The following is a 22,666-nucleotide window of genomic DNA, read 5'->3' on the forward strand; positions in this document are numbered from 1 at the left end:
TCTTTCGTACAGATACTTTTAATTGTGGTCTATGTTATCGACGTTTTTCAGCATTTTCCAACGCCAGAATGGCCGCCCCCAACGAAGCCGCGTTCACCGGATGCTGCGCAGGTATGACTTCGATCGGTTTCAGGACATAGGGAAACAGCAGTCTTTGCAGGGACTCGGAGAACGGGTCGATGAAATCTGCGCCAGCCAAGGAAAGCCTGCCTCCCAATACGACCACTTCGGGGTCGACGGAAATACAGAGGTCCGCGCAGACGTTGCCGATTCGTACTGCGGCATCCGAAATGACCTTGCGGCACCCCGGGTCTCCTTTGTGCGCCAAAGACACCAGATCCGAAAGGGTCATATTGCCGTGGGTCACGCTCAGCAACGAAATCAGACGGTCTTCGCCGACAACGGTATCAAGGCATCCCCGGTTTCCGCAAGTGCAGATGCTGCCGAGGGGATCGACCTGGATATGTCCGATTTCGCCGGCCAATCCTGTCACGCCGTGCCATAGCTTTCCGTCGATGATGATGCCGGCGCCGGTACCTTCGCCGGCCTGGATAAAGACGTAATCCGGTTTTCCCTGCACGCAGCCGATCGAGCCCTCGCACACCGCCGAGGCGTTGGCATCGTTTTCGATGATCACCGGTACGTGGAAGGTGTTGGACAGGGGAGAGGTGATGTCGACCCCGTCCCATCCCGGGAGGATGCCGGGCAGGGAGATGGTATGCGTCTTGTTATCTACGGGCGCGGAGACCGCCATGCCGATGCCAAGGATTTCGCTGGCCTCGGCACCGATGTTTTCCAAGGTTTCGTTGATCAGCACGATGGCGCGTTCGAGCGTGGTGTCGGTTTTATGGTCCTTTGCCAGAGGAAGATCATGTTCCGCGACGATGTCCTTCGAAGCGTCGATGATCGTCAACAGCAAATCGTGACGGCTGATGTGAAGGCCTATGCCGAGACCGTGTTGTCTCACCAGCGTAACCAGCGTGGCCCGACGTCCGTTTCTCACCGTGTTCTGCGTGGTGAGCTTGTTCTCTTCGACAAGCTGACGTACCAAAGTGGAAATGGTGGCGGTGGAAAGACCGGTTGATTCGGCGAGTTCGATTTGGGTCATGGCTCCCAGATGCTGGATATGCTCAAGTATCGTCTCACGATTCGCTTTGCGAAGGGAAGTCTGAGAACCGAATAATCGTGCCATAGATTCAGCATAGCCGATGTTATGGCCTTTTGATGTCGTTTATCGGGGTAAGTTTGGCGGTTTTTCTATATATTAAATTCGAGAATCGAAAATAAAATTCAGGAAAAGCTATTTTTGAATTTGACAACTTAACATAAAAGGTGCAAAATATTTTTGGGTTTCAGAATGATCTGATTCCGTTCTTTCGAAGTTGAAGGAGAGAGTAATGAAACTACCAAAGAAGATGCTTGCGCTCGCGTTGGGTGCGATTATGTGCGTTGGAGTCGGAGCTTGCGGTTCGTCGCGAAGCGGCGGCGCGGCCAGTGAGGAAGGCAAGATCAAGAAGGGCGACACCATCGGTATCTCCATGCCGACCAAGTCCGAGGAACGCTGGAACAAGGATGGCAACAATCTGAAGAAGAAGCTCGAGGCAGCCGGCTACAAGGTCCTGCTCTCGTTCGCCGACGACAAGCCGCCGCAACAGAACGCGGATATCGAGAACATGGTCAACAACAACGCCAAGATCGTCGTGGTCGCTTCCAAGGATGGCACTGCGGTGGGGCCGGCCGTTGAGAAGGCCAAGGACGCGGGTGCCAAGGTCATCGCCTACGATCGTCTGATCATGAACACGAAGGCCGTCGACTACTACGCCACCTTCCAGCTGGAGCAGACCGGCGTGCTCGAAGCCAACTACCTGATCGACAAGCTCGGCCTGAAGAAGGGCGCCAAGGGCCCGTTCAACATCGAACTGTTCTCCGGCTCTCCTGACGACAACAATGCGAAGTACTTCTTCAAGGGCGCCTGGCAGCTGCTGCAGCCGTACTTCAAGTCCGGCGTGCTCGTCAGCCCTTCGAACCACGGTGGCGGTGTCAAGGCGGACTTCAAGATGTCCGACTGGCAGAAGATCTCCGTGCAGTCCTGGAAGGCCGAGCAGGCGCAGAAGGACATGGAATCCATCATCGACTCCACCTATGCGCACGGCGAGAAGCTTGACGCGGTCCTCAGCCCGTATGACGGCATTTCCCAGGGCGTGATCAACGCCATCCAGGAGAAGCGCCCCGACATGCAGCCCGGCACCGATTCATGGCCGTACATCACCGGTCAGGATGCCATGGAGATCGCCGTGGCCAACATCGCCAAGGGCACTCAGGGCCAGACGGTGTTCAAGAACGTCAACAAGCTGGCCGACGCCGTCTACGATATGATCATCGAGATCGCGGAGAACAAGAAGGTCACCGGCATCAACGGCAAGTTCAACAACAACAACATTGACGTGCCTTCCAAGCTCCTTGATCCTCAGAACATCACGCAAGACAACTTGACCGACCTGGTCAAGGCGAAGTATGTGACGCAGCAGCGTTTCGACGCGTTGACCAAGGGCACCGATGTCAAGTAGTTTGACATCCATCAGGCATGCGGGGCGCGGATTTGCCCAATGGGCGGTCCGCAACCCCGCTTGCAGCGAGAAGGAGGTATGAGTCATGCCAGATGACAACGTCATACTGACCATGAAAAACATCACCAAGAAGTTCGGACCCGTCAAGGCGCTGGACAACGTGAACCTCACGGTCAAGCGAGGAGAAATCCACGCGATCTGCGGAGAAAACGGCGCAGGCAAATCAACGTTGATGAATGTGCTTTCGGGAGTCTACCCGTTCGGCAGCTATAGCGGCACCATCACGTTCGAAGGCAAGGTATGCAAGTACAAGACCATCAATGATTCCGAGGCCGACGGCATCGTCATCATTCATCAGGAGCTTGCACTGAGCCCATATCTGCCCATCGACGAGAACATCTTCATCGGCAATGAACAGCAGAAAAGCGGCATCGTCAACTGGGACGAGACACGCGCGAAGGCCGTCGCGCTGATGAAACGTGTGGGGCTTGAGGAGTCTCCTGACACCAAGATCATGGATCTGGGCGTCGGCAAACAGCAGCTCGTCGAAATCGCCAAGGCGCTTTCGAAGAACGTCAAGCTGCTGATTCTGGACGAGCCCACAGCCGCATTGAACGACGAGGATTCGGCGAATCTGCTCAATCTCGTGCGTGAACTGCGAGACAAGCAGGGCGTGACCAGTATCATCATCAGCCATAAGCTGAACGAAGTGGCCGATATCGCCGACAACGTCACCATCATCCGTGATGGTTCGACGGTGGGTACGATGCATGTCGACGAGGATGAACCGCTCGACCAGAACGAGCTGATCCATCTGATGGTCGGCCGTGAGCTGACCAACCTCTATCCGGAACATCCTTCGAACAAGCCGGGGCCGGAGTTCCTGCGCGTCAAGGATTGGACCGTGCACCATCCTCAGGATGTCACCCGCGTCATCGTCGACCACGCGAACTTCAACGTTCACGCCGGTGAGATCGTCGGTTTGGCAGGACTCATGGGTGCCGGTCGTACCGAGATGGCCAGAAGCGTCTTCGGGCATTCCTATGGTTCCCACATTTCGGGAGAAGTGTATGTCAAAGGCAAGCAGGTGAATCTGCCCAATGTGCAGTCCGCCATCGATGCCGGCTTGGCCTACGCCACCGAGGATCGTAAGATGTACGGGCTCAACCTGTTGCAGAATATTCGTGAAAACGCTTCGATGGCAAGCCTGAAACGTATGAGCAAGTTCGGTGTCATGGACGACAACATCGAACGCAAGAGGGTCGGGGAATATCGCGAGCGGTTCAACATCAAATGCACCAGCATCGACGAGCCGGTCAGTTCTCTTTCCGGAGGCAACCAGCAGAAAGTCGTTTTGGCGAAGTGGGTGCTTTCGAATCCGGATGTGCTCATTTTGGACGAGCCGACCAGAGGCATCGACGTCGGTGCGAAATACGAAATCTATGAGATCATCGACAGGCTCGCCGATGCGGGCAGAGCGGTCGTCTTCATCTCCTCGGAGCTTCCCGAGCTTATCGGGGTGTGCGACCGTATTTACACGGTCAGCCAAGGCGTGATCACCGATGAAGTGCATAGGGACAAATTCAGTCAGGAATACCTGATGAAGGGTATGACAAAAGAAAAGGAAGTGGCAGCACGATGAGTTCCACAGTCGTATCGCCTACCAAGAAAACAGACAAGGAAAGCAAGGGCACGATTGTGTCCGCCATCGCCAACAACGCGCGTCAGTACGGCATCGTCGCGGCTTTGGTGGTCATCATCGTCGTCTTCGAGATACTCACCAAGGGTGTGTTGCTCAAGCCGAACAGCTTCGTCTCCCTGATCCAGCAGAACGCTTATGTGATCATTCTGGCCATAGGTATGGTGATGGTCATCATCGCCACCCACATCGATCTGTCGGTTGGCTCGTTGGTCGCGTTCATCGGCGGCATCTGTGCGCTGCTGATGGAACGGCAGGGAATGAACTGGATGCTGGCCATCGTCGTCTCGCTGATCGTCGGCCTGATCGTCGGCTGCTGGCAGGGCTTCTGGGTCGCAATCGTCGGCATCCCCGGCTTCATCACCACATTGGCAGGTATGCTGATGTTCCGAGGACTCGCAACGGTGATCGTCGGCGAATCCGTGCCTATCACCTCTGATGCCTTCCGCGGTATCGCCCGTAACTATCTGCCGAATATCCTAGGATTCTGGGGGCCGTTCGACGGACTCAGCATCGTGGTCGGAGTGATTTGCATCGTGGCTTATGTCTACAGCCAGCTGGCGAAGCGCAAGCGCACCGAAAAGGTCGGCCTGGTGCCGGAGCCGATGATCATGACCGTCATCAAGTGCGTACTTATCAGCGCGGTCATCGCTTTCGTCACCTACCTCATCGCCTCTTCCGGCAATGAGAATCAAGGCGGTATCCCCATCATGCTGGTTATCGTCGGCGTGCTGGTGCTGGTATACAACTTCATCCTTACACGCACCGTCTTCGGACGTCACGTCTATGCGGTCGGCGGCAACCGTAAGGCCGCTATCCTCTCCGGCATCAATACCAAGCGTGTTGATTTCATCCTCTTCGTCCATATGGGCTTCCTGTCTGCGGTCGCGGCGATCTGCATGCTCTCGCGTCTGGCTTCCGCAACTGCCCAGACCGGTATGGAGTTTGAGATGGACGCCATCGCGGCCTGCTTCATCGGCGGCACCGCAGTGGCCGGCGGCGTCGGCACCATTCCGGGCGCTGTGGTCGGCGCATTCGTGATGGGCGTCATCAACCAGGGTCTGTCGATCATGGGCGTTGACACCGCAGTCGTCAAGACCATCAAGGGCCTGGTGCTTCTGCTCGCAGTCGCGGTGGACATCATGTCCAAGCGCAAGAAGAGCTGATTGATTGATATAAACGGGAAGTGCATGCAGGATTCGTTTGATACGATCTGCATGCACTTTCTTTATGGTCATTATCAACAATGGTATTTATTTTTCAATATGATGACTATGGTTGGTCATGGGGTATATGAAAGGTCATGGTGATGAAACTTTCCGAACATAGCAGGGCCATCCTGTATTTGTTGATGTCCGTCGCCTGTCTCATCTGGCTTGTCCAGTCCGGCAGTGAGGCGGCCAAAGCCGGCACGTTCTTTACCTGGCCGAACCTCGTTTTTGTTCTTTGCCTTCTCATCGTGACCGGATATGGCATTTTTGCCGGGGTCCAAAGCTGGAGAAACGCTGATGAGGGGAATGGCGATGACGATGAACAATCCAGGGAAGACAGGGATGAACAATAATCCTATGGATTTTCATTCGTCTAATAGAGTGCCCCGGTTGTAGATTGGAATCATGAAAGCTTCCGACAAATTCGAAATCACCACACACGACCTGATTCATGCGGGAGTGAAGGATCTCGGTGAAGCGCGCAAGCGATTCGCTTGCTTGGAAAACTCGGGGCTCGACAGTCAAAACCTGCAGGTTGTTCTGACATCCTTGCAGCGTGCGTGTGATCCTGATATCGCGTTGAAGCATCTTGCGGCAATATTCACGGTTTCCAGAAAATCGACATACGACCTTGTTGCCAATGAAAGCGCTGGCTCCGCCTCGAAAGTCCCTGAGGGAGAGGCAGTTGCCATACAGGCTGAAACCGACGAGCGGTCTTGCGCTTCCGACTCGCGTCGAAGTGACGTCGACCAACTTCTTCACGAACCCGAAGCGCTTTCGCGATTGATTTGGGTGTTGGGTGCTTCCGATTCCATGGGCGCCTTGATGCATGCGCACCCGCAGCTCGTGTCCGCTGCGGCCTGTGATCCGTGCGGAAGTCTTGCTTTTACACGAGCCGAACGTATCGTCCATATGCGCGAAGCGGTCAAGGCAGTCGCTTCGCAATCCGCGGATGTGCCGACAGCCAATGCTATGTCTGCCGCCGTTGAAGCTTTGCGCGAGCATTACTATCTGCAACTTGCCGCCATCATGGCCGAGGACACCGCGGCGGAGGATCCCGTAGCCATCCAGCCGCAGATCAGCGCCCGGCTTTCCGACCTCGCGGACGCCGCCATCACCGCCGCACTTGATATCGCCAGAACACAGGTCGAAGGCAGCGAACGTTGCGGTTTCACGGTTATCGGCATGGGCAAGCTCGGCGCCCAGGAGCTCAATTACGTCTCCGATTGCGACCTGGTCTATGTGGTGGAACCGCTTGCTGCACAAGGCGAAGAGCCCATCGACGGCGTCGCCCTGACCCGTATCGGCACGAAAATAGCGATGACGCTGCAACGGATCTGCCAATCGGTGATGCCCGGCGTTGATATGCCACCGCTTTGGAAGATCGACACCGCCTTGCGTCCGGAAGGCAAAGATGGCCCGCTGGTGCGCACGGTCGATTCCTACCGTGTCTACTACGAGAAGTGGGCCAGCAACTGGGAGTTTCAGGCGTTGCTCAAGGCGCGGATGGTCGCCGGCGATGAAGAGCTCGGCAAGGTCTATCTCGATCTGACGCGTCCGTTGGTCTGGTCCGCGTCAAAACGCGATAATTTCGTCTATGACTGCCAGAAGATGCGTAAACGCGTCGAAGACAATATTGCTCCCGACCTGCGCGACCGTGAGATCAAACTCGGCAAAGGCGGGCTGCGCGACGTCGAATTCACTGTGCAGATGCTGCAGCTGGTCCACGGCCGGTCCGACGAATCGTTGCATGGCCGTTCCACGCTCGGCGCGTTGCAGGCGCTTGCCGCCGGCGGCTACGTCGCGCGCCCGCAGGCCGCAAGGCTTGACGAGGATTACCGTTTCGAACGGGTGCTTGAGCATCGGGCGCAGATGTGGGAACTGAAACGTACGCATCTGTTCCCGGATCTGGGCAAGGCCAACCAAGGCGGCCTCGATATCGTGCGCAACGCCGATTCCAAGGCAATCGACGGCAACACCGATCTGCGCCGTATGGGCCGGGCCTTCGGTCTGCTGCCCGACCAGCTGGTGGAACGATACGACAAAGTCCGCCGTGAGGTGCGACGCCTGCACACCGATATCTATTACCGTCCGATGCTGCCCATCGCGGCGCAGCTGGACGACGATCAGGTGACGCTGAGCGACAAGGCGAGCCGCGAACGCTTTGAATCCATCGGTTTTGCCGACCCCGATGCCGCCATGCGCCACGTCCGCGCGCTGACCGAAGGCGTCTCCCGTGCGGCCAAGATCAACCGCATCCTGCTTCCCTCGATTCTGCAATGGCTGGCGCAAGGCCAGAACCCCGATATGGGGCTGCTGCAATGGCGCAAGCTTGAGGAACGCTTCGGCGGCGGCAGCCAGTATCTCGGTTTCCTGCGTGATTCGCCGCAGGCGCTGATCAGGCTCTGCCATATCCTCTCCAACTCGAGGCTGCTGGGCGACGCGCTCAACCAGTCCATCGAATCGGTGACTTGGCTCGGCGACGAAGCGATGCTCGTGCCGCGAACCCGCGAAAGCCTTGACGTGCGGGCACAGGCAGCGGTCTCACGTTATGCCGACAATATGAACGATTTCGCCACTTCCATCCGCGCGATGCGACGCCATGAAATCGAGCGCATCGGACTGGGCTGGACCTCCGGTGTCGTCGACGACGGGCACGGATTGTCGGGTATGACCGACGTCTACGATGCCGCGATCGAAGCGGCCCTGCAATGGTCCATCCGCCATCAGTGCGCAGCAATGAAACTGGAATCCGCGCCGGTAGCCATCAGCGTCATCGCCATGGGACGTTACGGTGGGCGCGAAGTCAACTTCTGCTCCGACGCCGATATCATCATGATGTATCGGCCGATGTCGGGCGAAGAGCATGAAAACGGCGACGATCCAAGGAAAACCGCTGCCGATTTCGCCCGTAACGTGGTCAACGACCTGCGTAACATCCTGCAAGGGCCGGCCAGTCTGGAACCGAAAATCGACCTCGATTTCGGGCTGCGGCCGGAAGGTAAGAACGGCCCGCTGATCCGTTCCTACGAATCATGCCGTGACTACTATACGAAGTGGTACAGCACGTGGGAACGGCAGGCGTTGCTGCGGGCACGGTACGCCGCCGGCGATGTCCAGCTCGCCAGGGATTTCCTCACCCAGCTCGCCGACCCCCTGCGTTATATGGACCGTCCGTTGACTGACGAGGAGATCGGTGAGATCCGCAAACTCAAGGCGCGGATGGAGGCGGAACGGCTGCCGCACGGTGTGAAACGCAACCAGCACCTGAAGCTCGGTGCGGGCGGGCTCTCTGACGTCGAGTGGACGGTGCAGTTGCTGCAGCTCGAACATGCGGGTGAGCAGGAAAGCCTGCGGGTCAATTCGACGCTGGCGGCGCTGGACGAACTTGAGCGTCTGGAATATATCGACGCCGCCGACGCCGAGGCGCTGCGCAAAGCGTGGAAGATGCTCACCGCGGCCCGCAACGGCAACTATCTGTGGGGAGCGAGACTGCAACAGGCCGACGTGCTGCCCTCCGATTTCTACGGGCTCGGGGGAGTCGCGACCTTCCTTGGCTACGACGCGAACCGCGGCCAATACTTCGGCAACGACCTGCAGGCCGTCATGCGCCGGTGCCGTGAGGTGATGGAACGGCTGTTCTACGGGCTGTGAGGATGGAAATCGGTGGAAATGTCGCGATCGTTCCAAAACGATGCTTTTCTGCCGCAAAATCACAACCCAATGAACAACGGTGAAACCGCCCGAAAAGCCGCCGTTCTCGCTGTTTGCCGGTTTCGGGTATGGCTGTCTAACACGCTTGGCACTGTGAGATTGCCGACAGGTGTCGCCGCGTGCGAGTATCTTGTCAATGGTCACATGAAGTGGCCACCTTCTTCCAAGAGAAAGGTGAGCCGTTGTCAGATTCGACGGGCGTGAAAGTCTCCTTGAGGAATTCCGGTGATGGAATTCCCAAACATTCATTGGTCGGTTCCAGCGTGGTGACGTTGGATGATATACCGATTTCCGAGATTCAGGTATTGCTTGACAAAGCGCAATACATTGATTCCCACAGAAAAGAAGTGGCGAACACCTGCACAGGCCGGGTGTTGGCCACTTTGTTTTATGAGCCGAGTACGCGCACGCGCCTGAGCTTCGAGACCGCGATGCTCCGGCTCGGCGGCAAGGTGATCGGCTTCGCCGGCGCCCAGCTCTCCTCGGCCACCAAAGGCGAGACCATCCACGACACGGTGAAGGTCGTCTCGCAGTACGCCGACCTGATCGCCATGCGCCACCCCAAGGAAGGCGCCGCTCTCGTGGCCGCGCAATCCTCGGACGTGCCGGTCATCAACGCCGGTGACGGCGGACATATGCACCCTACGCAGACCCTGGCCGATCTCTCGACCATCCAGGCGAGGTTCGGGCGGGTCACCGACCTGACCGTGGGGCTGTGCGGCGACCTGACCTTCGGACGCACCGTCCACTCGCTGATCGAGACGCTCTGCCGCTTCGGCAACGTGCGTTTCGTGCTCATCAGCCCCGACGAGCTGAAAACCCCGCAATATGTGCTCGATCGCATCGACCAAAGCCCGACCTGCTCCTACGTCGAGGTCAAGGATCTTTCGGCGGCCATCGGCGACCTTGACGTGCTCTACATGACCCGCGTGCAGCAGGAACGTTTCTTCAACGAGGACGATTACCTGCGTCTGCGCGACACCTACATCCTGGATGGGGCCAAGATGAAGCTCGCCAAGCCGAAGATGGCCGTGCTGCACCCACTGCCGCGCGTCAACGAGATCGCCAAGGAAGTCGACGACGACCCGCGCGCCGCCTACTTCGAGCAGGTGCGCCGCGGCATGCTGATGCGCATGGCGCTGGAAAGCTCGGTTTTGGGCGATAAACTGCCCGGTTACGAGACAAGCAAGGAGGTGTTGGCCTGATGGAAGTCACAAGCATCACCAACGGCATCATCATCGACCATGTGGATGCGGGCACGGCGCTCACCGTCCTGCACTATCTCAAGGTCGACCCGACCACCACCAAGCTCGCGCTCATCATGAACGCCAGCAGCCATGCACTGGGAGCCAAGGACATCATCAAGCTCGAGGATGTCGAAGACCTCAATCTCGACGCGCTCGGCTTCATCGCCCCGCGTGCCACGGTCAATATCGTGCGCGGCGGCGAAATCGTCGACAAGGCGAAGCCGGAACTGCCTGAGCATCTGGTCGGCGTTATCTCCTGCAAGAACCCGCGCTGCGTAACCACCACCGAAACGGGATTGGAACAGCGGTTCCATTTGGCCAACGCCGAACGACGCGAATACCGTTGCGATTACTGCGACGAGGAAGCGGAACGATAGCGATGCTGTCTTAAGACCGGGATTCGTCGGTTTGGTTGGGTTCCGGGCCTAAAGACAAGAGAAAAGCCTCGTCGATGAATGAACGACACCGATCGGGGTGCAATGCAAACAAATAAGCAGAGTACGGATAGAACGGAATGCATATGCTCACCATTCATGACATCGCGGTGTGGGACACCGGCGAACGTATCGATCTTATCGTGCCGGAAACCGACACCAAGCGGTTGCTTGCCGAAGCGGACGCCGTCGTATCCGGAGATATCGACGGTTCGTCGCTGATTGTCGCGCCGGGGCTTGCCGACCCGCATGTGCATTTCCGCGATCCGGGTCAGCGAGCCAAGGAGACGATGGTCTCCGGCTGTGAGGCTGCAGCGGCCGGCGGCTACACGCGCGTGCTGATCATGCCGAACACGTTGCCCGCGGCCGACGGACGTGACATCGAGGTTCAGGACGTTGTTGACGGCGGCGAGGAGCTCAAGGAAGTCGGCGTTGACAATACGCTTGACTACCTGCAACGATACGAGCAATTGCACCATATACAGCTGCCGGTTCGCTACGACCTCTCCGTCTGTGCCTCGCTGGGGCGTGCCGGGAAACGACCGACGAGGCCGGCGGATTATGCCAGGTTCATGGACCACACCGGGCAATCGTCGGTCGATAATCATGCCATAGCTAAGACGGCCGCGAACGTAGCCGGCGCCGTTTCGCAGCATCCGCTGCGTGGAATCACCGACGACGGGTCGGCCATCACCGACACGATTCTCGACGAGGTGCTCGCCGATGCGAAAGCGACCGGGTTGCCGGTGCTGGAACATTGCGAACATCACGACTCCGGAGCCATCAACGACGGTGCGGTCAGCAGAAAACTTGGCATCGCAGGAATTCCTGCCGAAACCGAACTGACGATCGTCAACCGCGATATCGCAGCTTCACGACGAACCGGTGCCCATATCCATTTCCAGCATGTCTCTACGGCCGGTGCATTCGACGCCGTTCGCCGAGCCAAAGCCGAAGGGCTGCCGATTACCTGCGAGACTGCTCCGCACTATCTGGCGCTTTGTGATGAGGATATCCTCAAGTACGGCGCGATGGCCAAGATGAATCCGCCGTTGAGAAGTGAAGCGGACCGTCGCGCTACGGTTGCCGCGATTGCGGACGGCACCGTCGATATGATCGCCACCGACCACGCCCCGCACACGGCAGAGGAAAAGGCGTCTGGCCTGGCGGATGCGCCCAACGGTATCATCGGTTTGGAATGCGCGTACGGAGTCTGTCATAAGGTACTGGTCGAAAGCGGTGCCATCAGCGACGAACGGTTGATCGAACTCATGGCCTTGGCACCGGAACGGCTGTTGGGCCACACGCCGACGGACGTGGCAATGCTGCTCAACACCTCGTCGAAGTGCGCGACGAAACGGACGTTGGATTTGAACAAAGTCGAACATCCCGAAACCGTCGATCTGACTTTGATTGACACCCGTCATCAATGGACGGTCGATTCCTCCCGATTCCATTCCAAGGGACGCAACACCCCGTTCGACGGATGGAAGCTCACCGGCAGGCCCATGGCGACCATCATCGGCTCAAAGCTGGTGTTCAGCAGGCTGGGAGCGCAGTGATATAGGCAAAGTCAAGCGGCAAGCGGGGAACCAAGCACTGATATATAGACGAGCATAACAGTGAAATCAACTGTTATGTCCAATAACATAACATCTGATACAACGCGGAAAGAAAGGAACCAAGGCCATGGACCGACTGATTGAGGCCATCGAGCAGAAAGACAATCCCAGCGTGGTCGGACTCGACCCGACTCCGGCGCTGGTGCCACCGCAGGTCATCCTCGCACAGGACGGATTCGCAGAACCGAAGGAAGAGCAGAACGGCACGCATGGCATGGATTGGTCGGGCGAGACGCCGGCCGCGCAGATCGTCACCGGCTTCTACGGTTTCAACCGCGCGATCATCGACGCGGTGAAAGACCTCGTACCGGCTGTCAAGCCCCAGATTGCGATGTACGAGGCCTACGGCTCGGTGGGCTTCGACGTCTACTGTCTGACCTGCCAGTACGCGCAATCACAAGGCCTGTATGTCCTCGGTGACATTAAGCGCGGCGACATCGGCTCCACGGCCGCCGCCTACGCCAAGCACCTGACAGGCGTCAATTCTCTGGACGGCGACATCAACGGCCATCCTTGGCATGAGGACGCCATCACCGTCAACCCGTACTTCGGCACCGACGGCATGACCCCGTTTCTTGACGCGGCCAAACAGTCGGACGGCGACATCTTCGCGCTGGTGCGCACCTCGAACCCTTCGAGCGCGGAGATTCAGGAGCTCGAACTTGCCGGCGGCGAGCGGGTGTACGAACACGTAGCCGACCTGGTGGAAGGCTGGGGTGCCGATTCCATCGGCAAGTACGGCTACTCGCGGCTCGGCGCGGTGGTCGGTGCCACCCATCCCGAACAGGGACGGGAGCTGCGCGCGCGTATGCCGCATACCTTCTTCCTGGTGCCCGGCTACGGCGCACAGGGTGGCACAGCGGCGGATGTTGCCGGCATGTTTGATTCCAGCGGACGAGGTGCCATCGTCAACTCGTCGCGCGGCATCATCGGCGCATGGAAGAGGTCGGGGGAGTACAGCGAAAGCATGACCTCGCAAGAGGCGCTCGATCTGGTCGCTCGAAGCGCCCGGGCTGCTGCGGTTGCGATGCGCGACGACTTGAGAAAAGCCCTGCAATCTTAATTACCCAATCCGCTTACGAAAAGAATTTCAAAAGGAGAAACATGAGCGCAACTACTTTCATGCCCACGGTCACCACGCAAACCGTCGAGCGGCAGGCGGCCGAAGCCGGAAGAAAGCCCGGCAGACGCACCGACGAGGTGATCGCCGCGTCGATGCTCTCGGAAGGCATCTACGAGCTGGTCATCCGCGACTCCTACGTCGCCGCAACCGTGCAGCCGGCCCAGTTTGTGAACCTGTATCCCGCCGATGCCACGATGGCGTTGCCCCGTCCATTCGGCGTGGCCAAGGTCGAGGGCGACGATGTCACGCTGATCTACCAGATTGTAGGCGCTGGAACGCAAGAGTTTTCAGGGCTTACGGCCGGCGACACCGTCGATGTCCTCGGCCCGCTTGGCAACCCGTTCGATACTGGAAAGACTGCGAACTACGTGCTTGTCGGCGGAGGTCTGGGAGTGCCGCCGTTGCTCTACGCTGCGCAACGGCTCAGCGAACGTGACGACGGCACACAGGTCACCTCGGTTTTCGGCTATCGAGACGCGCGTTTCGCCGACGGCCTGGTCAGGCCGTATGCCGATGCGACGCATAGCATCACCAACGCCGATGGCAACGTCGTCGATTTACTGAATGATATCGAAGACGAATTGGGCCACGGCAGCCAAAAACCGATCATCCTTTCCTGCGGGCCGACACCCATGATGAAGGCTGTCGCGGCTTGGGCCAGCAAGCGCAGCATTCCAGCTCAGTTCAGCCTGGAAGCCCGCATGGGCTGCGGTTATGGCGCGTGTGTGGCCTGCGTGGTCGATACACCGCAAGGAAGGCTTAAGGTCTGCAAGGACGGGCCCGTCTTTACTACCAAACAATTGGGCTGGGAGGCGTGAGTGCAATGACGAATACGATGAATGAAGGAAACGCTGCGATGAACGAGCAAACGCAACAGGCCGAGCAGATGAACGTCTTGGAACCCCACGAATGGCGGCACAAGACCATCGTCGCGGGCACGGAATGGAAGAACCCGGTCGGCACGGCCTCGGGCACGTTCCAACTCGACGCCTGCGGCGACTACTACGATGTGAGCCAGATGGGCGCCATCTGCACCAAGGGCGTCTCGCCGGTGCCGTGGGAGGGCAATCCCGGACCGCGTACCGCCGAAGGCCCGTCCAGCATGGTCAACTCGGTCGGCCTGCAGAATCCCGGTGTTGACCATTATCTGACCGACGAACTGCCACGGCTCAAGAAACTCGGTGCCATGGTCATCACCAATGTCGCCGGACACAGCGATGAGGACTACGCACAGGTGGTTGCCAAACTCGCCGACTCCCAGGCCGACATGCTCGAAATCAACGTCAGCTGCCCGAACGTGAGCCACGGTGGCATGAGCGTCGGCACTGATCCGGTTGCGCTGAGCCGCCTTATCAAGCATTTGCGGGCGTTGACCAGCAAGCCGATGATCGTGAAGCTTTCTCCGAACGTCACCGACATCGTTCAGGTCGCGCACGCCGCGGTGGATGCCGGGGCCGACGCGCTGAGCCTCATCAACACACTGGTCGGCATGCGTATCGGCATCAACACAGGCAAGCCGATTCTTGCCAACCGTACCGGCGGTGTCTCCGGCCCCGCCATCTTCCCGATTGCCCTGAGTTTCGTCTGGCGCGTGCGTCAGGCCATCCCCGGCATTCCGATCATCGGCATCGGCGGCATCGATTCGGGGGAGAAGGCGTTGGAATACCTCTACGCCGGTGCGAACGCCGTCGAGGTCGGAGCCGCTGCGTTGGTCGACCCGACCGCCCCGATGCGCGTGGCTCGTGAGCTCGACGATCTGCTCGACTCCCGTCCGGAACTGGCCGCGAAACTGGCCAAAGGCCAGACTTGGTGATGTCATCCAGACAGTAGATATTTTTAAGATTTTTATTGGTATGAAAGGTTAGGAACATGGCCGACAGCAATAACAAGCAACAAAAACAGAATCCGACAAACCGCGCGATGACTCCGATAGACGAACGTTTCACCGAGTTCCTCTTGCAATCGGGAGCGTTGAAATTCGGCGACTTCACGCTGAAATCCGGCAGACAGTCACCGTACTTCATCAACGCCGGTGCCTTCAACAACGGCCGCAAGATCGCCACGTTGGGTGCGTTCTACGCCGAAAAGATCACCTCGGCCATCGCCGACGGCACCTTGCCGAGCGATATCGCCACGATTTTCGGCCCAGCCTACAAGGGCATCCCGCTGGCGGTCTCCACATCCATCGCGCTGACCAGCATGCACGGCATGGAGGTCGGCTACACCTTCGACCGCAAGGAAAAGAAGGACCACGGCGACGGCGGCATCCTCGTCGGCACGCCGCTTGAGGACGGCATGAAGGTCCTGCTGGTCGACGATGTGATGACCGCCGGCACCGCGGTTCGCGAGGTCGTTCCGAAACTCAAGTCCGCGGCCGATGTTGACATCGTGGGCTTGGTGCTTTCCGTCGACCGTATGGAAAAGACCAAGGACTCCGACATGTCCGCCGTCAAGTCGGTCGAGCAGGAGTTCGGCTTCCCGGTCCTCTCCATCGCCAACGTGCGCGAGATCTTCGCCGCCGCCTCGCGCATGGTCACCACCGACGGCAACCCGCTGCTCGATACCGATATCAAGGAGCGTGCAGATGCATATTTGGCCAAATATGGTGCATGACATCAAACGTTAACTTATTTGGTCAAATGTGGTTCTTGACGCTGATTTCTTGAGCTGGGGGTAAAGTTTTAACTAGTATTACGTCAATAAGGGAGCCGTATGCAGCAGGAATATACACAGCCGTTGGTCCGTCCGATCGAAAGCGACCGGAACATCTTCACGCTGCTTGACGACCGTGCCAAGCGCACGCCGGATGAGTCACTGGTCGAGTACGTAGGCGGTGACGGCAAGTGGAAGTCCTTCACGGCGACGCAATTTCGGGATAAGGTCATCGCGCTTGCCAAAGGACTGATCGCGCGCGGCGTCAAGCCGGGGGATTGTGTGGCTATCATCGCCCACACTTCCTGGCAGTGGACGGCGCTTGACATGGCCATCATGTCCATCGGCGCGCTCACGGTTCCCGTCTACGAGACCAATTCGCCCGCCCAGGTGCAGATGATCTTCAACGATTCCAACGTCAGGATGGCCTTCGCCGAAGACGACGGGCAGCGCGACAAGATCGATGCCGTGCGCGATTCCTGCGCCGACCTCAAAGACGTCTATGTCATCGCCGCCGGTGCCATCGAAACCATCGAGAAGTTCGGTCAGAACGTCACCGACGAAGAGTTCTGGCAACGTGAACAGGCGGTCAAAGGCGGCGATCTGGCCACTATCGTCTATACGTCCGGCTCCACCGGCACGCCCAAGGGCATCGAACTGACCCATTCGAATTTCGTGTTCATCACCATCTCCGGCGTGCAGTCCATGGGCGACATCCTGAACAAACCCGGCCGCAGGCTGCTGCTCTTCCTGCCGTTGGCGCACGTCTTCGCCCGGTTCATGCAGCTGGTCTGCTTTGCAGGAACGGTCACTCTGGGGCTTTCCAGCAATTTCAAGACTATCTTGGCGGATTTCCGCACGTTCAAGCCGACGTTCATCCTCGCGGTCCCGCGTATCTTCGAAAAGATCTACAACGCCGCCTCGCAGAAGGCCGGCTCCGGTGCCGCCGGCCGCATCTTCTCCCACGCCACCGAAACGGCCATCGCCTGGTCGAAGGCCCAGCAGTCCGGACAGCCGATTCCGCGTGCCTTGCGTATACGCCACGCCCTTTACAACAAGCTGGTCTATTCCACTATCATGCAGATTTTCGGTGGAAGGGTTGAATATGCGGTCTCCGGCGGCGCCCCGCTCAACGCGACCATCGCCCACTTCTTCAACGGCGTCGGCCTGCCCCTGCTCGAAGGCTACGGCATGACCGAAACCTGTGCGCCGGCGATGGTCAACCCCACCAAAGGCTACAAGATCGGCACCGTGGGCATCCCGCTGCAAGGCGTCACCGTCGGTGTGAGCGATACGGGGGAGCTGTGCATCAAGAGCCGTGCGGTATGCGTCGGCTACCACAACCATCCTGAGATCACCGCCGAACAGATCGTCGACGGATGGCTTCATACCGGCGATCTCGGCTCGCTTGATTCCGATGGATTCGTCACGCTGACCGGCCGTAAGAAAGACATCATCATCACCGCCGGCGGCAAGAACGTCTCGCCCGCCGAGGTGGAGGCTTCCGTCATGACCTCGCCGGTGGTCAGCCAATGCGTCATGGTCGGCGACCGCAAGCCGTTCATCGCCGCGATCATCTCGATCGACCTGCAGGACGCGAATGCCTGGCTCGTCTCCGAGGGCGCCGAACCGGTCAAGGACCTGAAGGAAGCCAGTGAGAACCCGATCGTGCGCGCCGAGGTCGAGCGTGCCGTCAACAAGGCCAACGAGCTGGTCTCGCGCGCCGAATCCATCCGCAAGTTCGAGATCGTCCCCGACGAGTTCACCGAGGCCAACGGCATGCTCACCCCGAGCCTCAAGGCCAAGCGCCAGGTCATCACCGACCACTACAAGAACCTGATCGACAACGTCATCTACGCGCCAAAGAAGAGTTGAAAGCCAAACGAACTGACGACAACACAAAGTCGGAGACGAAGGAGTCGTGATGGGGTGGCTGGTTATCGTCGTGCTAGTCGGTGCAGCCGCGTTATGCGCGGTGTTCGGGGTGAAGCATAGTCTCGAGCACAAAGTAAACAGCATGACCGGGACCAGTGAAGAAGACAGGCGCAGAGCTGCGGATTTAAGGGAGATAGAAGCCAAAATCGATCATGCCAAAAACATGTGGGGTGGTATGCTGTAAATCGGCAGATTTGGACGACGGATTTACAGTAGTCTCATTCTTCGTCGACTTTTTCGTCCGGATCAAAGATGTCCTCGATGGTGCAGCCGAAGATCGAGGCGAGATGGAACGCCAGTGGCAGAGACGGGTCAAAGCGGCCCTTTTCGATGGAGATGATGGTCTGACGGCTTACGCTGGCAAGTTCGGCGAGCGCCGCCTGCGACAGACCTTTTTCGGTTCGCAGTTGTGTAAGACGATTTCTCATCGAGTGCCCTTGATGTAGAGTACCAGATAGCCGATGCCCCAAGAAAGTATTCCGATCAGCACACATCCGCCGAGGCAGTATTGAGCCACCGTGCTGCCGATTGGTTTGTCGCGGAAAGTGAGTACCACGCTCAACACGGCATTGGCGAGTAAGATGCCGTCGAATCCGTAAACTGCAGACCGCTGAATCCAGGAGTTCTCGACGCTTTCTTCCTGGTGCTGGTCGTAGCCTTTCAACGTTCTCTTGTCCACCAGAATAATCCACGTTAGACCAGCGGCTACCAAGAACGAGCAGATTCCTTCAGCGATGGCCAGTTCCGTCCGGTCGTGAACCGAGCCGCCGGCCAATAGCTCGATGGCTGCGGCCACAGCGATGCCGATGATGCATCCCATGCCAATGCTCATACTCCAAAGCGCAACTTTGCCGCCGCCGAAAATGGTTTTCGCTCCGAAGGCACTGGTTGCGGAAACGTTGGTTTGCTGGGCTCGTTGATCGATCGTTTCCGGTTCGCCGGCAGTGTCTTCAAATGGACCGCTTACCCGCGGATGTGTCTCGGATTGCCTGTTCATGTGTTCCTCCATTACCGCTTTGATGGATAGATGCATTATCAAGAAAAGTAAAGCAAACTTTACTATGTAAAAGAAACTGTACATCAGTGATGAAGGGTTGTCCACTTCTGAGAGCTTGAAGTCCGCGGGGCTGTTCCGAAATTTACGAATGTTTATTTCAATATAATTTGAAATAAATCGAGAAGCGCGGTACGATAATCGTATATTTCAATATTATTTGAAATATAACGATGTTCGATGTATAAGAAGGAGGCACCATGGGTGTGCAGACCACGTTGTCGGCGCTCGCGGACCCGGCGCGGCGCGAGATTCTGCAGTTGCTGCGGCGCAGAGTGATGAACGCCGGAGAACTCGCGCAGGCCACGGGATTGTCGGCGTCAAGGCTTTCGTACCATCTCAAGAAGCTGCGCGAGGCCGAGCTGGTGACGGACAGCCGCGAGGGCACGACGATCTGGTACGAGCCAAATCTGACCGTGCTCGACGACACCATCGTCTGGTTGAAGGAGTTGCAACGCAACGAGGCGATTTCCAAAGCTTCGGATTATAGCGCGAAATTCGCCGAAACGAGGAAGCCATCATCCGCAACCAGTGGGGTAGTGGTCGAAACGGCGGACTGCGGCAAAGAAAAGAAACAAGGAGAATAATCATGAGTGGTCATGATGAGGAACGGAAATCGGCAGCAGAATCAGAGCATGGCGATGACCCCGAAATCAAAGGCCGTCGGCCTGTCGCGTCTCAAGGGTCCGGAAACCGAAACTGGAAATCCGCGATTGCCGGTGCGAAGGGCTGGAACCTGGCGATGGTGCTTTTAGGGCTGCTGCCGCTGATTGTCTACCTGCTGGCATTGCCGTATATGCCCGATCGCGTGCCCATGCACTACAATGCGCACGGTGAGCTCGACAGCTGGGGCGGCAAGGGCGACTGGCTCTTCTTCCCGTTGTTCACGTTGCTGGTCTGCTTGGTCTGGCTGGTCTGCGAGATTCCTGTCGAACGTTCCGCTCGCAAGCAGTCGAATGCCGGCATGAGCGCTAAGACGACGGTGCGCGTGTGGATTATCGGAGGATGCTGCATGTTCGTGGTACTCAACGTTCTCAATGTGTGGTTCATCGCCGACGCGTTCGGCAAAGGGCGCGGTGGATCGGTCATACCTCTGGAGGCGATCCTGAACGTCGTCACCGGTTTGGTGTTCATCGTCGTCGGCAACGTCATGCCGAACACCAGGATGAATCGATGGAGCGGTGTCCGTGTGCCGGGAGCCTTCAAAAGCCGTGAATCGTGGCGTCGTTGCCAGCGTTTCGGCGGGTTCATGTTCATCCTCGGCGGCGTGATCTTGGTGGTCTTCGGGCTGGCCCTGCACACCTACGACGTGGTGAACCTCTACGCCATTCTTGCCATCGTGCTGGTCATCCTTGTCGCGGTCTCAATCTACGGCGTTTACGCAGGCAGGAAATACGGAAACGTCGGCGGTCCAGTGCGCGATCGGGAATAATTTCTGCGTTTCCATGGAAGGGATATGTGGATAGTCATCGATGCATCCACATATCCACAATTTCAACCGGCAAAGTTGCGCTATGGATGGTGTGCCCCTATCCTTTCACATCAATGACCCATGTCAATCATGGTATGATACAGAAAGGATATACAGATGTGTACACGTGTTTTGGAAAGAGGTGCTCCTATGCCGAAGGTGACGGTGGCGAAATGGGGCAACAGCGAAGGCATTCGCATCCCCAAGGAGATCAGGGACGAAGCCAACATAGGGGACGGCACCGAGCTCAATGTGGAATACAAGGATGGTTCCATCATTCTGACGCCAAGTGGCGTGCGGACGGTGAAAGTCGGTAGATATGACGTGCCTGTGCTCGCGGATCTCTTCCGTGGCTACAACGGCCCATATTGGGGTGAGGAATGGGACACCGGCGCGCCAGTAGGTGCGGAGGATATCTGATGAGATTTTTCAAAGGGGATGTCATATGCACCGATTTCGATCCCTCACGTGGCCACGAACAAACCAAACGTAGATACGCTGTTGTAGTGAGCAACAACCAATACAACACTCGTTGTGCATTGACGATGATTTGCCCTATTACCAGTAACGACAACGGCTATCCATTGCATTTCAGCATGGACGAACTGGATGCTCGAACCGTCAACGGTCAGCGCGCGGTATCGGGGTTCGTTGAAGTGGAACAGCTCAAGGCACTCGATTTGAATGCACGCAATACTGCATATATCGGCAAGATACCGGACCGAAATGTCGATACATTGACGCAGGCTGCCTTGTCCTGCCTGTTGTGAGCGAGAACGGACAGGACAAGGCGACCGCACAAAAGATTAGGCTATTCGATGAGCGTGTAGCCGTGGCTGGCGATGACGGACTTGAGTTTGGCGAGGTAGCTTTCGGCGGCTTTGGAGAGGTTGGCGCGCTCGTTGGTGATCCAGCCGACCAGCATGGTCTCGTCGGTGTCGAGTGGGACGGTGACGATCTTCTCGTTGTTGAGGTCGCCGTTGTCGATGCCGGTGCAGATGGTGTAGCCGTTGAGCCCGATGATGAAGTTGAGGATCGTGGCGCGGTCGGTGACGGTGATGAGTTTGGGGGAGTCCTTGGGCCAGACCGCCTCCTCGGCGAAGTAGAAGCTGCCTTCCTCGCCCTGCTCGTACTGGATGAACGGGTACGGTTTGAGGTCGTCCATCGTCACTTTTTCCTTGGACGCGAGAGGATTGTCGCGTGAGATGAAGACGTGCAGGCCGGCGCGGAAGAGCGGATGGAACTCGAGGTGCTTGCCGCGCAGCAGCTTGCCGATGACGTCCTTGTTGAAGTCGGAGAGGTAGAGGATGCCGATTTCAGAAAGCATGTTGGCGACGGAATCGATGATGTCGCGCGTGCGGGTCTCGCGCAGCGTGAACTCGTATTCGTCGGATTCGATCGAATTGATCATCTCTACGAACGCCTCGACGGCGAACATGTAGTGCTGCGTGGAGACCGAGCAGAGCTGCTTGCGCGGCTTGGCGTGCTTGTAGCGTTCCTCCATCAGCTCGGTCTGGTCGAGCACCTGGCGGGCGTAGGTGAGGAATTCCGCGCCGTCGACGGTCAGGGCGATGCCCTGCGAGGAGCGGGTGAAGATCTCGATGCCCATCTCGTGCTCGAGCTCCTTGACCGACGAGCTCAGCGCGGGCTGGGAGACGTAGAGCTCGTGGGAGGCCTCGTTCATCGAGCCGCACTCCACGATCTTGACGATATATTTCAGCTGCAGCAGTGTCATAGCAGCAGTTTATAACAACGCGTGTATCAGCAGTGTTGGCTTATAACTATCTTCAGTAAAATATTATTGTAAATTGATAATAATTTGATCCGCGCAGTCGAACATTTGTCAGTGCGGCGAAGGTTATCAAGTTTTCTGGATGCGGCTATTGGGTTTGCGTCCGTCGGCAGACGATTGGGTTTGGACGACCATGTATCTGCGG

Annotated in this window: 22 protein-coding genes; 18 read left to right on the forward strand and 4 right to left on the reverse strand. The window is 57.8% G+C overall.

What is annotated here, in order from left to right:
* Positions 1-34 precede the first annotated feature (34 nt).
* The gene (locus OZX75_RS02535; protein WP_277146681.1) at positions 35-1,192 is read right to left on the reverse strand and encodes an ROK family transcriptional regulator; all 1,158 of its coding nucleotides are present in this window, start codon (positions 1,190-1,192) and stop codon (positions 35-37) included.
* A 205-nt stretch (positions 1,193-1,397) separates the two neighbouring features.
* Between OZX75_RS02535 and OZX75_RS02540 the strand changes: the two genes are divergently transcribed.
* The 14 genes from OZX75_RS02540 (at position 1,398) to OZX75_RS02605 (ending at position 18,388) form a co-directional block, all read left to right on the forward strand.
* Positions 1,398-2,567 (forward strand): substrate-binding domain-containing protein, encoded by a 1,170-nt coding sequence (locus OZX75_RS02540; RefSeq protein WP_277146682.1) that lies wholly within the window; start codon positions 1,398-1,400, stop codon positions 2,565-2,567.
* Between the two features lie 85 nt (positions 2,568-2,652).
* The gene (locus tag OZX75_RS02545; RefSeq protein WP_277146683.1) at positions 2,653-4,209 is read left to right on the forward strand and encodes an ATP-binding cassette domain-containing protein; all 1,557 of its coding nucleotides are present in this window, start codon (positions 2,653-2,655) and stop codon (positions 4,207-4,209) included.
* Complete coding sequence (gene mmsB, locus OZX75_RS02550; RefSeq protein WP_277146684.1) at positions 4,206-5,432, forward strand: multiple monosaccharide ABC transporter permease; 1,227 nt, start codon at positions 4,206-4,208, stop codon at positions 5,430-5,432. The genes OZX75_RS02545 and mmsB overlap by 4 nt, the downstream gene beginning before the upstream one ends.
* A gap of 143 nt (positions 5,433-5,575) precedes the next feature.
* Positions 5,576-5,830: a carbon starvation protein gene (locus OZX75_RS02555; RefSeq protein WP_277146685.1), complete on the forward strand. Its 255-nt coding sequence runs from the start codon at positions 5,576-5,578 to the stop codon at positions 5,828-5,830.
* Between the two features lie 52 nt (positions 5,831-5,882).
* Positions 5,883-9,131 (forward strand): bifunctional [glutamine synthetase] adenylyltransferase/[glutamine synthetase]-adenylyl-L-tyrosine phosphorylase, encoded by a 3,249-nt coding sequence (locus OZX75_RS02560; protein WP_277146686.1) that lies wholly within the window; start codon positions 5,883-5,885, stop codon positions 9,129-9,131.
* Between the two features lie 308 nt (positions 9,132-9,439).
* Positions 9,440-10,396, forward strand: coding sequence for an aspartate carbamoyltransferase (gene pyrB, locus OZX75_RS02565; protein ID WP_277147355.1), 957 nt, complete (start codon positions 9,440-9,442; stop codon positions 10,394-10,396).
* The gene (locus OZX75_RS02570) at positions 10,396-10,815 is read left to right on the forward strand and encodes an aspartate carbamoyltransferase regulatory subunit (RefSeq protein WP_277146687.1); all 420 of its coding nucleotides are present in this window, start codon (positions 10,396-10,398) and stop codon (positions 10,813-10,815) included. Before pyrB ends, OZX75_RS02570 begins: the two co-directional genes overlap by 1 nt.
* A 143-nt stretch (positions 10,816-10,958) precedes the next feature.
* Positions 10,959-12,434 carry a dihydroorotase gene (locus OZX75_RS02575; RefSeq protein WP_277146688.1) on the forward strand — a complete coding sequence of 492 codons (1,476 nt, stop codon included), beginning with the start codon at positions 10,959-10,961 and terminating at the stop codon, positions 12,432-12,434.
* Between the two features lie 127 nt (positions 12,435-12,561).
* Positions 12,562-13,557, forward strand: a complete 996-nt coding sequence (gene pyrF / locus OZX75_RS02580) for an orotidine-5'-phosphate decarboxylase (RefSeq protein ID WP_277146689.1) — start codon at positions 12,562-12,564, stop codon at positions 13,555-13,557.
* A 41-nt stretch (positions 13,558-13,598) separates the two neighbouring features.
* Positions 13,599-14,435: a dihydroorotate dehydrogenase electron transfer subunit gene (locus OZX75_RS02585; protein ID WP_525930264.1), complete on the forward strand. Its 837-nt coding sequence runs from the start codon at positions 13,599-13,601 to the stop codon at positions 14,433-14,435.
* 38 nt (positions 14,436-14,473) lie between these two features.
* Complete coding sequence (locus tag OZX75_RS02590; RefSeq protein ID WP_277146690.1) at positions 14,474-15,430, forward strand: dihydroorotate dehydrogenase; 957 nt, start codon at positions 14,474-14,476, stop codon at positions 15,428-15,430.
* Positions 15,431-15,537: 107 nt separating this feature from the next.
* Entirely contained in the window at positions 15,538-16,230 is a 693-nt protein-coding gene (pyrE, locus tag OZX75_RS02595) for an orotate phosphoribosyltransferase (protein ID WP_277147359.1), read from the forward strand.
* A gap of 99 nt (positions 16,231-16,329) precedes the next feature.
* Complete coding sequence (locus tag OZX75_RS02600; RefSeq protein ID WP_277146691.1) at positions 16,330-18,144, forward strand: AMP-dependent synthetase/ligase; 1,815 nt, start codon at positions 16,330-16,332, stop codon at positions 18,142-18,144.
* 49 nt (positions 18,145-18,193) lie between these two features.
* On the forward strand, positions 18,194-18,388 hold the full coding sequence (locus OZX75_RS02605; protein WP_277146692.1) for a hypothetical protein: 195 nt from the start codon (positions 18,194-18,196) through the stop codon (positions 18,386-18,388).
* A gap of 34 nt (positions 18,389-18,422) precedes the next feature.
* On the opposite strand, the gene OZX75_RS02610 is transcribed toward OZX75_RS02605, so the two are convergent.
* The gene (locus OZX75_RS02610) at positions 18,423-18,632 is read right to left on the reverse strand and encodes a helix-turn-helix transcriptional regulator (RefSeq protein ID WP_277146693.1); all 210 of its coding nucleotides are present in this window, start codon (positions 18,630-18,632) and stop codon (positions 18,423-18,425) included.
* Positions 18,629-19,201, reverse strand: coding sequence for a hypothetical protein (locus OZX75_RS02615; RefSeq protein ID WP_277146694.1), 573 nt, complete (start codon positions 19,199-19,201; stop codon positions 18,629-18,631). Before OZX75_RS02615 ends, OZX75_RS02610 begins: the two co-directional genes overlap by 4 nt.
* 257 nt (positions 19,202-19,458) lie before the next feature.
* Between OZX75_RS02615 and OZX75_RS02620 the strand changes: the two genes are divergently transcribed.
* The 4 genes from OZX75_RS02620 (at position 19,459) to OZX75_RS02635 (ending at position 21,499) form a co-directional block, all read left to right on the forward strand.
* Positions 19,459-19,845, forward strand: a complete 387-nt coding sequence (locus OZX75_RS02620) for a metalloregulator ArsR/SmtB family transcription factor (protein ID WP_277146695.1) — start codon at positions 19,459-19,461, stop codon at positions 19,843-19,845.
* Positions 19,846-19,847: 2 nt separating this feature from the next.
* Positions 19,848-20,690 (forward strand): SdpI family protein, encoded by an 843-nt coding sequence (locus OZX75_RS02625; RefSeq protein WP_277146696.1) that lies wholly within the window; start codon positions 19,848-19,850, stop codon positions 20,688-20,690.
* A 189-nt stretch (positions 20,691-20,879) separates the two neighbouring features.
* The gene (locus OZX75_RS02630) at positions 20,880-21,149 is read left to right on the forward strand and encodes an AbrB/MazE/SpoVT family DNA-binding domain-containing protein (RefSeq protein WP_277146697.1); all 270 of its coding nucleotides are present in this window, start codon (positions 20,880-20,882) and stop codon (positions 21,147-21,149) included.
* Positions 21,149-21,499, forward strand: coding sequence for a type II toxin-antitoxin system PemK/MazF family toxin (locus tag OZX75_RS02635; RefSeq protein ID WP_277146698.1), 351 nt, complete (start codon positions 21,149-21,151; stop codon positions 21,497-21,499). The genes OZX75_RS02630 and OZX75_RS02635 overlap by 1 nt, the downstream gene beginning before the upstream one ends.
* A gap of 41 nt (positions 21,500-21,540) precedes the next feature.
* Here OZX75_RS02635 and OZX75_RS02640 read toward each other — a convergent pair whose 3' ends face one another.
* Positions 21,541-22,464 (reverse strand): LysR family transcriptional regulator, encoded by a 924-nt coding sequence (locus OZX75_RS02640; protein ID WP_277146699.1) that lies wholly within the window; start codon positions 22,462-22,464, stop codon positions 21,541-21,543.
* Positions 22,465-22,666 lie beyond the last annotated feature (202 nt).

The organism is Bifidobacterium sp. ESL0800, from assembly GCF_029395355.1.
In the GTDB taxonomy this organism is placed as follows: Bacteria; Actinomycetota; Actinomycetes; order Actinomycetales; family Bifidobacteriaceae; genus Bifidobacterium.